This window comes from Chondromyces crocatus (genome assembly GCF_001189295.1).
In the GTDB taxonomy this organism is placed as follows: Bacteria; Myxococcota_A; Polyangia; order Polyangiales; family Polyangiaceae; genus Chondromyces; species Chondromyces crocatus.
This window is the reverse complement of sequence record NZ_CP012159.1, coordinates 8,706,612-8,717,457: the sequence shown is the minus strand read 5'-3', so window position 1 is coordinate 8,717,457 and position 10,846 is coordinate 8,706,612. Positions and strand designations below refer to the sequence as shown.

Below are 10,846 nucleotides of genomic sequence, written 5' to 3'. Positions count from 1 at the left end.
ACGGCGGAAACCACGTGCCTTCCTCGACCCACGAAGCGCTGCTCCTTCTCTTCCGGCATCGACCCGCGATGGCCGCCGAGTTCCTGCGCGACTTCCTCGACATCCCGGTGCCTTCCTTCTCCGAGGCCCGCATCGTGCCCGCGGATCTCACCGAAGCCCTCCCCGTCGCGCGTCACGCCGACCTCGTCGTCTTGCTCCTCGCGGGTCGCCCCGTCTTCGCCATCGTCATCGAAGCGCAGCTCGGGCGCGACCCCAACAAGAAGTACACCTGGCCCTCCTACCTGACCGCGGTGCGTGCGCGTCATCAGTGCCTCGTCTGTCTGCTGGTGGTGACGACCGACCCGACCATTGCAAGGTGGAGCGCCAGGCCCATCCGCGTCGGTGTCCCTGGCTGGACTCTCACACCTTTTGTGATCGGACCCGAGGCGATCCCCGTAATTACCAAGCGCCAAGATGCGCGTGGCAACCCGGAGATCGCCGTTCTTTCCGCCATGGCGCATGGACGGAGCCCTGAAGGTCTCTCCATCGGGCTCGCCGCCATCGGGGCCATCGCCAAGGTTCCACCGGAACGGCAACGGCTCTACATCGACGTGGTACTCTCATCGCTGAACCAAGCCGCGAGGCGAAGCCTGGAGGCGAAAATGAAGAACGGGTACGTGTATCAGAGCAATTTCGCACGCTCTTACGTTGCGCAAGGTCGACGGGAGGGGCTCCTGGAAGGGGAGCGAAATGGTCTGGTCACAGGCAAGGCGCAAGCCGTGCTCGCCGTGCTGGAGGCGCGGGCCATCAAGATCCCCGCCACCGTGCGCAAGCGCGTGCTCGCGAGCACGGATCTCACCGAGCTGGACCAGTGGGTCCGCCGCGCGGCCGCCATCGGCGACGCATCCGCCCTCTTCACGACCTCCCCCTCCTGAGCGACGGCGTTCCCTCCTGCGCGCCAGCGCGCTCCCTCCCGAGCGCCAGCGCGTTGCCTCCCGAGCGCCAGCGCGTTCCCGCTCCTCAGCCTCGCTCTTCCGAGGCCTCCTCGATCGGCATCACCGCCGGCCGCCGGCACACGTCGCGCGCATCGCAGCTCGCGCACATGTCCTGGCGCGTCGGCCGCGGCGCCACGTCTCCGACCCACAGCGCCCGCACCGCCTTGCGCGCCTCCGTCGCCGCTTGCGGCGCCCGGTCGGCGAAGGCGATCTGCGCCTCGGGTTTCGCGGGCGACTCCTCGACCAAGCCGCGCTGGCGCACCGCCATGTACTGCGCGCGCACCTCCTCGGCCCCCAGCGCCCGGCGCACCACCGCCGCGTAGAGCGGGAGCTGCAGCGCCCGCTCCTGCTGCTTCTTGTCGGGCAGCCGCCCCGTCTTGTAGTCGATCACCCGCGCGATCCGCCCGTCGGTGCTCCGGTCGATCCGATCGATCACCCCGTCCACGAACAGGCTCTCGCCACCCCCCTCGTCGTCTTCCAGCTCCAGCGCGCCCCACGGCGCGTCCTCGCGCGCCCCGAACCGCTGCTCTGCCAGCGAGAACCGCACCGGATCGCCCGCGTCGATCGTGCGCACCACGACCTGGAGCGCGTCCGACACCGCCTTCTCGATCGCGTCCCGCCGCAGCGGCGCCATCGCCGCGTCGGCCCCCAGCGCGGCCTCGGCGGCCTCCCGTGCTCGCTGGAGCTGCACGTCGGGATCGCTCTCCGGGCTCAGCTCCCGCAGCGCCTCGAACGCCGCCTCCAGCGCCCCGTGGATCATCGTCCCCCGCTCCCGCGCGTCGGCCGACTCCAGCAGGTCTTCCACCCGCCGCACCCGCAGCACCCGCCGCGCGAACGCCGCGAACCGGCACCCCATCGCGCGCTCGATGTGCGTCACCGCGATCGGCTTCTCCGCCTTGCCCCCGCCCACCGCGGCCTGGAGCTGCGCCCCCAGCGCCGCGTCGCGCCCGACCTCCACCTGCCCCGTGTGCGCCTCCGCCGGCACCCGCAGATCCAGGAAGAACGCCGCCCGCTCCCGCTCGATGCGTGCCCGCTCGGCCACGTCCGTCGACGGCGGCGCCCCGCTCGCCAGCGCGATCAGCTCGGCGCCCCGCGGCCCCAGCTTCGACGCCGAGAGCGCCACCCGGGACGCCGGCTCCTCGTGCTTGCGCGCCTTGCGCACCGACACCCAGCGGAACAGCGCATGCGGATCCGACGGCTCGCTCTCGTCACCCCGCGTGTAGCTCACCGACACCGCCGTCGCGCCCGCCACCACCCACGACAGCTCTGCCCGCTGGTAGCCCTGCCGTTCGCGCATCGACGGCGGCCTGCACTGCGGCGGCAGCTTCGCGCGCAGGTGCTCGCCCACCAGCACGTCCTCCGGCCCTGCCGCCCCGCTGTACGCGCGCGACGACAGCCCCGTCACCACCACCACCTCGTGCCACAGCCCCGCGAGCCCACCGGGCAGATCCACCCGCACCGCGCCTGCCCGCGCCGGCGCCCCTTGCGGGCACACCCCCACCTCCGTGGCTGCGCGCTCCAGCTCCGCGTAAAGCTCCTCCACGGTGCACGGCCGCTCCGCGAGCCCCAGCGTGCGCGAGGCCTGCGCCATGCCCTCGACCAGCTCGCGCACGATCTTCGCCGCGCGCGCCCCCTGACCGATGGCCTCCATCGCCAGCGCGCCCCCCTCGACCTGCGGCAGCCCCCCGGCCCCCCGACCCCCACCGCGCAGCTCTGCCTTCAGCATCGACCGCAGCTCGTCCGCCACCGGCACGCCCAGCTTGAGCTGATCCATCAGCGCCAGCAGCCGCCGCGCCAGCTCTGGCCGCGTCTCCCCCTCGCCCAGATGCCGACCGCTCGCGAGCAGCCGCTCCAGCGCGAACGGCATCCAGCTCTCGTCCTCGTCGTCCCCGGGCTTCCCACCGCGAGGCGCACGCGCCGCCACCGCCACCGGCGGCAGCCCATCGTCTCCCCCGGAGAGCGGCAGCGCCATCTCCCCGGCGGACCCGCGCTTCCGTGACGCGCGCGCCGTGCGCTCCTCCTGCTGCTTCTCCACCAGCTTGCGCAGCGCCTCCACCAGCAGCTTGCCGGTGCGATCCACCTCCACCGGCACCTCGCGCAGCCGGTGCGCGAGCCGCTGCGCTCGCCGCGCGGCCTCCCGCGGGCTCCCTCGATCGGTCCAGGGCACCGTCGACAGACCCGGCGCGCGCAGAAGCTCGATGGTCTGCTCCCGCGTCACCGGCGTCTGCGCCAGCTTCAGCAACGACAGCGCCGCGCGCCCGTCCGGGCAGCTCGCCGCCGCGCGCCCCCGTGGCTCGTGGAAGCGCACCCCGGCGTCGAGCAGCGCCGCCCGCAAAGGCTCCATCGCCGCGTCGTCCAGCGTCGGCACCACGATCGCGATCCGCTCTGGTGCCACACCGCGTGCGAGCGCCCGCGCCACCTCCGTCGCGACCGCGCGCGCCTCTCCCTCCGGCGTGCGCGCCGTGATCGCCGCGCCCGACGCCCCGGCGCTGGCGGTGGTCCAGAGCAGCTCCGGCGCGTCGGCCAGCGATGCCCAGCGCTTCTCCAGCGTATCGGCGATGGGCTCCATCGCGTCGCCCTCGGGCCCGCGGATCTGCGGCAGCTCCACCGTCACACCCTGACCGTTGCGCCGCCGGATGGCCGCGTGCAGCGCCTCCACCCACGTCAGATCGTCCAGCTCCCACGCCGCGATGCCGCGCACCGTCACCGCGCTCGGCAGCGGGAACCCCCGCGGAAGATCGCGCAGCGCCCGCCCCAGCACCGCGCCGATGCCGCGCGGATCGACGAGGCCCGCGTCCGAAAGGAGCGCGTCCGCATGCTCCAGCACGTCCGCGATCGCGCCCGCGAACGGCGACCCGACCCCGCGCAGATCGTCGGGCTCGGTGCCCGCGCGCCGCAGCCCGCCGAGCGCCCGGTCGAACGTGAAGGCCAGCGCCACCTGCGCCGCGGGCTCCGAGGGCTGCCGCAGCCGCCCGGGCGCCAGCGCGTCGAGCGCCACCCGCGTCGCGAGCCGGCAAGCGTGCGGCGTCGCGACGCGAAGCTCGGGGCAGAGCTTCGCGAGACACCCGGCGAGGAAGGGCCACCGTGCCAGCACCGGCCCGTCGTGGATCGCGGTGCCGTGATCCTCCCCGAGTCGAGTCTCCTGCCGTGAGAGCTCGAGCTCGACGTGGCGCTCGGTGGGGACGAGGAGGAGGGACCCTTCAATCACGTGGACGTGCTCGCTCGCGCCCCGGATCGCACGGGCCCGCGCCACACGACGCACACAGGTGCGCCTCGCGCAGCAGGGGCTCTGGCCGCCGCAGAACGGCGGGGGCGACTGTTCCAAGCGAGGCTCTACTGATTGGATGACCAGGATGCAATGGTCGACGCCACGATTTCTTCGATCGGTGCGCGCGCCGAGAAGCGGGCCGAGCCGGTGCGTGCGGCCCACGATCCCCACTGAACAGACGAATGGATGTCGAATTGTGCGCGGGAGGACCGCGTCGAGAATGGTGCCGCGAGCCGCGCGGCTACCATCCATGGGGCCGTGGCGAGGAAGGACCCCCAATGGGTTGGGGATGAAGCCGCCGCTTGCAGGAAATGGACCGGGCGCCCGCGGGAGGCTGACGTCGCGTCGCCATGCACGAGATGGACCAGGACGCGCGGTATGCACGAGATGGACCAACGCAGGCGTCACGCGAGGGGGATCGTCGGTCGATGGGTGAGTCGTCGAAGGGGACGAGCGCGGGTGGACCGTCGCGCTGGGCGTGCTGGAGGCGTGGGGGCAGGAAGCGCCGAAGCAGGGGGCGAGAGAAGGCTGAAGGAGGAGCGCGAAAGGGGTGGAGGAGGCGAGGTGGCGCTCCGAGGTATGGGAACGGCGCGGGTGCGGGCGTGGATGGCGTTGAGAGAAGTGGGAACGGCGCGGGAACGGGTTGGGGCGACGTTGAGAGATGTTTCAACGGCGCGGGAACGGGTTGGGGCGACGTTGAGAGATGTCTCAACGGCGCGGGAACGGGTTGGGGCGGCGTTGAGAGATGTTTCAACGGCGTCGGAACGGGTTGGGGCGACGTTGAGAGATGTCTCAACGGCGCGGGAACGGGTTGGGGCGACGTTGAGAGATGTTTCAACGGCGCGGGAACGGGTTGGGGCGACGTTGAGAGAAGTGGGAACGCGTTTTTTCGCGATCGGGGCGCGTTCCGACACCGCGGCGGGGTGTCCCTCGCGTGTCCGGGTGGGTTCGGGGCTGGGGAGCGGCGCGCGTCGCGGCCGGGGTGGGGTCGGGCGGCGAGGAGGGGTCGAGCGGCTGAGGGTCAGGCGCCGGAGAACAGGGCGGCCAGGGCAGGGCGCTTCGACACGCGCTCCAGCCAGGCGGCGAGGTTCGGGTAGGCGCTGGTGTCGATCTTGGCGAACGAGAGGCTCCAGCCCAGCGTGGTGACGGCGTCGATGTCGACCAGGGTACAGCGGTCGCTGACGAGGTACGCGCGGCCTTCGAGGTGCTTGTCGAGGACGCGGAGCGCTTTGTGGGACTCTCCCAGGAGCAGCTCGGCTTGCGCCGGGTTCGCCGCGTCCTTCGCGCTGGTCATGCCGGCGGCCATCATGTAGCGGAACACGTCTCCGTGCAGCGACACCTGGGTCCAGACCAGCCAGGTCAACGCTTGCAGGTGCTCGGGTGAGCTCGTCGCGGGCCACAGGCCCTTCTCGACGCCGAAGCGTTCGCCGAGGGCGATCTGGATGGCGACCGACTCGAAGATCGGGGTGCCGTCGAGCACCAGCGTCGGCACCTGGCCGTTCGGGTTCAGGGCGAGGAACTCGGGTTTCTTCTGATCACCCGCTTGCAGATCGAGGGTGACGGTTTCGTACGGGACACCCAGCTCGACGAGCGACGCATGGACGCGGCCGGCACTCGACATGGGGCTGAAATAGAAGACGATGGACATGAGCTGACCTCCGCGGGCGTTCTAGGCGAAGGCGCGCGATCAGGCCAGGTGCCTCGAGGAGGGCTCGACGAAGGCTGCGCGGTCGCGGCCGTTCAGGTCGCTCGGGCTCAGCCGCCACCGAGTGCGGAGCGGAGGGCGGGGCGCTGCATCATGCGGCCTTGCCACGCGGCGAGGTGAGGGAAGGGCGTGATGTCCAGCTGCGCGACCTGGATGGCGAAGTTGAGCCCGGCGACGACGTCGATGTCGACCAGCGTGCAGCGGTCGCCGACGATGTACTCACGGCCCGCGAGGTGGGCGTCGAGAATGCGGAGCTGTTCGAGCGCGTCTTTCAGGAAGTGCTCGGCCAGCGCGGGCTGGTGCTGGTAGCCCTCGGGGACGAACTTGCCGGTGGACTGCATGTAGCGGAACGTGCAGCCGTGCAGCGTGACCTGGTTCCACACGAGCCAGCTCAGGGCCTGCAGGTGATCGGCGGTGCCAGGAGCAGGCCAGAGGCCCTTCTCGACGCCGTAGCGATCGCCGAGGGCGATCTGGATGGCGACCGACTCGAAGATCGGGGCGCCGTCGATCACGAGCGTGGGCACACGGCCGTTGGGGTTCAAGGCGAGGAACTCGGGCTTCCTCTGGTCGCCGGCCTTCAGATCGAGGGTGACGACCTCGTGCGGCGTGCCCAGCTCGGCGAGCGAGGCCTGGATGCGGACGGCGTTCGACCAGGGGCTGAAGTAGAAGACGATGGACATGAGCTGACCTCCGGCGCGCGTTCTAGGCGAAGGCGCTGAAGAGGACCAGACGTGCTGTCGTCGTCGACGCAGCTTCCGCCCTGCTCGACGCGGCTTGCGCCATCCGCGGCGTCTCTTCCACGCACCGTGTCCACTTATGTCATGTAAGCGGCGAGCGCACCCCGGAGGCTCCGCTTCAGCTCCACGCCTTCGAGCGCGATGCCGAGTTGCACCAGCGTGCGCGCCACTTCCGGGCGCACGCCGGCGATGACCAGCCGGGCGCCGAGGAGCTGCGCGCAGCGGGCCGCGCGCTCCAGCACGTCGACGCTGTCGCGATCGAGGGTGGGGACGCCGGTCATGTCGAGGACCACGATCTCGGTGCGGGTGCGCTCGATGCCGTCGAGCAAGGTTCCGACGAGGGCATCGGCGCGCGAGGCGTCGATCGTCCCCACCAGGGGGAGGATGGCGACGCGATCGTCGAGCGGGATGAACGGCACCGAGAGTTCGACGATGCGCTGGGCTTGCTGCTCGACCTCGTGGCGCAGGCGCGCGCGTTCTTCTTCGAGGCGGATCTGCTCGCTGATGTCGAGCGTCACCCCGCGCATGCAGCGGACGCCGTCGGCGCCGCGGGCCGGGAGCACGCGGACGTGGTGCTCCAGCCACCGCAGCTCGCCCTGGCGCGTGACGATCGGCTGACGGAGCGCTGCGGCCCCGCGCTCCCACGCTTGCGTCCAGGCCTCCTCCACGCGCGCGCGCTCCGCTGCGGGGGCCATGGCCACGAACCCGCCGCCTCGTTCGCGCCAGGTCTCCACGCTGTGCCCGGTGAGCACTTCGACGTTCTCGCTGCAGAAGGCCGCGCTGGCGAGCGGCTCCGGGTCGCCCTCCCAGCGCTCCCACAGCACACCGGGGACGCTCTGGACCAGGCCGTCGAGGCGCTCGCGCAGCTCCTGCTCGCCGTGGAGGAGCTGGGCGATGCGCAGCTCGGCTTCCTTGTAGCGGGTGACGTCGAGGGACAGGCCGTACATGTACAGAGGCGTTCCGTCGTCCTGCCGCTCGACGAACAGGTCCGACTGGAGCCACAGGTAGCGCCCGTCCTGGGCCCGGAGCCGGTAGGGAGGCATCGGCGTACCGTGGAGCAGCGCCTCCCGCGTGGCGGCGAGCACCTCGGCCTTCTGCTCGGGATCGATGAGGTTCGCCCACATGCCAGGGGTGCCGACCCATTGCTCCGGGGAGTAGCCGGCCAGCCGCTCCAGGTAGCGGCTCATGTACGTCGCCGGCCGGAGCGTCGCGTCCGGGTTCATCTGGCAGTACCAGACCATTCCCGGGATGATCCGCGTGAGGAAGTCGCGGTGCCGGGCAGCGTGCTCCACCGTCTCCGGCTGGCTGTAGGCGTACTCCACGGGCACGTGCGGCGCGAGCATCCGGGCCGCGCAGCGGATGTGCGGCGAGGCGCCGTTCGCGCCGTTCGCGCCGTTCGCGCCGTTCGCGCCGAGCGCACGTGCGGCCCGCGCCCCCTGGAGCCGCAGCTCCACCCAGGCGTAGCTCTCGTCGGCGCGCTTGAGGCGGCAGTGCATGGTGACGAGTTCTCCCTCGTGCTCGACGCCCCTGCGCCACCGGGCGTCGAACGCGCGACGATCCTCGTCATGGACCAGCTCGGCGAGGAGCTTCCCCGACAGCTCTCGCGGCGACCAGCCGAGGAGCGACTCGCACACACCAGAGGCGTTCACGAAAGCGCTGTCGTGGCCGTGGGTCGATAGCATGTCCGGACACGCGTCGAGCAGCGTGTCATGCGCATTCGGATCCATCATGTGTACCGCGAGAGAGAATGGTGAGCGCTCTGCCTCGTGATCCGGTGCGTCGGCTCGTGCAGAACGTCGCCTCGACCCCCGAATCGAATGCCACGTGTGGATTCGACCTTAGGGCAGCCAGACCGTTCATGATACCCAGAAGCGGCTGGATCGTGGTCTCTTTCACGCGCAGACGCGCGAAGCTACCCGTGCGTCCGCGCGATGCGATGCGAATTGCTATGCGCGCCAACGACCGTCACCGTATGTCGGTGCATGTCGACGGAGGCGGCAAACGACGCCGTGCGGTATTGCGCGGCGCCGTGCGTCGTCGGACGGGGTGTCGCCGTGGGTCTTCGAGAGACGATGCGCGACGACACGGGACCACGATTCAGTTGCCCCGCGCCGTGTTGACCACTCTCTGCTTCGAGCGGGCGATGCAGGGACCGAAGGGATCGAGGTGAACGCATGTCGGACAGCAACGCACTCCTTCCGGATCTGAGCTTCTTGCCGGGAATCAAGGCGCGTCTGGATCGGATCGACGATCTGGAAGCGCTGCGCGATCTGAAGGCGCTCTATGCGCGGCGTGTCGATGACAATCATCGTGCGCCGACGCCTCAGTCCGCGACCGCAGCGGCCGATCTCTTCACGAATGACGCGATCCTCGATCTGGGCCCGGGCAGCCGTTATGAGGGGCGCGCGCAGATCCTGAATGCGTTTCAGAACCTGTTTCCCGCAGCCACGGCCTGGAGCACGCATTACATCGTGAACCCACTCCTCCAGGTGAACGGCAATACCGCGACGGGGACCTGGTACTTCCTGCTCTACACGCAGCCGAAGACGAGTCCGCCCTCGCCCGTGCTGACGCTGTGGGGGCACTACGCCGAGAAGTACGTGAAGACGAACGCCGGGTGGAAGTTCAAGGAAGTGAACGGCATCGTCTCGCTCCCGGTGACGACTCCATGAGCCGAGGAGGTCGCGGGAGCGGCTGAGGAGGTCGCGCTCGGAGGGGCTGGTCGCGTGCGGCGGAGCCCCTCTGGCGTCCTGGTCGGGCGGGGGGGTGGAAGTTAGGATGCCGCCGGATGGGCGACTACATCATCGGGACCCACGGCTACCATCAGCGAGATCTCCTGGCGCGTGCCGGGAAGCATGTCGTGTGCCTCTGGGGGCACATGCCGACTTCCGTGGCGTGGCACCTCGCGTGGAATGACGACGCGGCCGAGGAGACGCGGCGCATTCCCTTGCTCCCGCTCTTCGGGGCCGTGATGCGCGCGAACCTGTTCGAGCCCGGGCCCGGGAGTCCGGAGTTTGCGCTCACCCGCGATCGCACCGAGTTCCGCGCCGGGGTCCAGACCCGGGACGGGAGGCCGTGTGTCAGAGACCTCCTGGGGACCCTCGAGGCGTACCTGGTGCCGCTCCTGCTCGCCGTGGACGATGCGCTGACGCAGCCGGTCGAGACGCTGCGTCTGGAGGCGCAGTTTCACTTCAAGTTGCTGCGCCGGAGCTGGCCTCGCATCCCGTGGGCTGGGCGGTATCTCTCGAACGGGCTCGATCTCGCCAGGCTGTGCGCGCCGACCTTCGTGGATGACTTCAGTGTGCTCTTGCAGCGGAACGACGAGAGCTACTTCATGGTCCTGACGATGCTGCGGCACGCGATGATGCATGACCTCGACGTGTTCGAAGCGCGGCAGCAGGGCTTCGAGGTACACGAGCCGACCCTCTGGTCGACCCTTGCGCGGAACTTCTCGCGGAACGCGCGGGAGTTCTCCGGCATCTCGGCGGCCGACGCGCTCTTTGCGCAGGGGTTGCTCCAGCACCTGGCTGGCACCAAGGCCGCCACCGCCACGCTCGGGAAGGCCCATCGCGCGGGGGCAGGGCGCGCGTTCCGCTGGCTCGCGCTGCGAGGGGCTGCGCCTGCGGCGCCTGCCGGTCCCGTCCAGCCGCTCCCGACGACGCCCGAGGGGCTGGCTGCCCTGGAAGCCAACCAGCGCCGCAGCGATGAGGTGGCCGAGGCGTTCGAGCTCCACGCCCTCGCGCAGGTGGAGACGCTGCCCATCGAGAGCCGGCTCGAGCACGCGCTCACGGCGATGGCGCGGATGGTCGCCTTGCCGGATCCATCGCGGTGGGAGGGCATCGTCCAGGGGGGGCTCGCGCTCGTCCTGAAAGAAGGCGACGCCGCACAGCTTCGTCGTGGCCTCGACCTCCTCCAGGGGGCGCTGGATCGCGCGCGTCACCGGGCCCTCTTCCACATGGTCGCCCTTCCAGCGGCGCGTCTCTCGGTGCGTCTCGGGGACGAGGCCGCGCTCGTGACATGGGCGAACCTCCTCAAAGAGAGGCGCGCCGACGGGCTCGACGCGCTCGACGCGGCGTTGACCGAGGAGAGCGCGTCATCGCAGATGCACGCGATCGTCCAGCGTCTGCGCGCGGCGACGTAGCTGGCGAAGCAGGTGAAGGCG

Annotated in this window: 7 protein-coding genes; 3 read left to right on the top strand and 4 right to left on the bottom strand. The window is 70.7% G+C overall.

The features are described 5' to 3' along the window. Window positions 1-68 precede the first annotated feature (68 nt). Window positions 69-914: a hypothetical protein gene (locus tag CMC5_RS31430; protein WP_050436238.1), complete on the top strand. Its 846-nt coding sequence runs from the start codon at window positions 69-71 to the stop codon at window positions 912-914. Window positions 915-999: 85 nt separating this feature from the next. On the opposite strand, the gene CMC5_RS31425 is transcribed toward CMC5_RS31430, so the two are convergent. The 4 genes from CMC5_RS31425 to CMC5_RS31410 form a co-directional block, all read right to left on the bottom strand. Further along, the gene (locus CMC5_RS31425; RefSeq protein WP_156338999.1) at window positions 1,000-4,182 is read right to left on the bottom strand and encodes a PD-(D/E)XK nuclease family protein; all 3,183 of its coding nucleotides are present in this window, start codon (window positions 4,180-4,182) and stop codon (window positions 1,000-1,002) included. Window positions 4,183-5,263: 1,081 nt separating this feature from the next. Further along, the gene (locus CMC5_RS31420) at window positions 5,264-5,890 is read right to left on the bottom strand and encodes a glutathione S-transferase family protein (RefSeq protein ID WP_050433850.1); all 627 of its coding nucleotides are present in this window, start codon (window positions 5,888-5,890) and stop codon (window positions 5,264-5,266) included. A gap of 107 nt (window positions 5,891-5,997) precedes the next feature. After that, complete coding sequence (locus CMC5_RS31415) at window positions 5,998-6,627, bottom strand: glutathione S-transferase family protein (RefSeq protein ID WP_050433849.1); 630 nt, start codon at window positions 6,625-6,627, stop codon at window positions 5,998-6,000. 134 nt (window positions 6,628-6,761) lie between these two features. Then, window positions 6,762-8,411 carry a PAS domain-containing protein gene (locus CMC5_RS31410; RefSeq protein ID WP_281180890.1) on the bottom strand — a complete coding sequence of 550 codons (1,650 nt, stop codon included), beginning with the start codon at window positions 8,409-8,411 and terminating at the stop codon, window positions 6,762-6,764. Window positions 8,412-8,858: 447 nt separating this feature from the next. Here CMC5_RS31410 and CMC5_RS31405 point away from each other — a divergent pair, with 447 nt between their 5' ends. Together CMC5_RS31405 and CMC5_RS31400 are read left to right on the top strand one after the other, a co-directional pair. Further along, window positions 8,859-9,356, top strand: coding sequence for a nuclear transport factor 2 family protein (locus tag CMC5_RS31405; protein WP_050433847.1), 498 nt, complete (start codon window positions 8,859-8,861; stop codon window positions 9,354-9,356). A 116-nt stretch (window positions 9,357-9,472) separates the two neighbouring features. Continuing rightward, a complete protein-coding gene (locus tag CMC5_RS31400) occupies window positions 9,473-10,825 on the top strand; it encodes a hypothetical protein (RefSeq protein WP_050433846.1) in 1,353 nt (450 codons plus the stop codon). Window positions 10,826-10,846 lie beyond the last annotated feature (21 nt).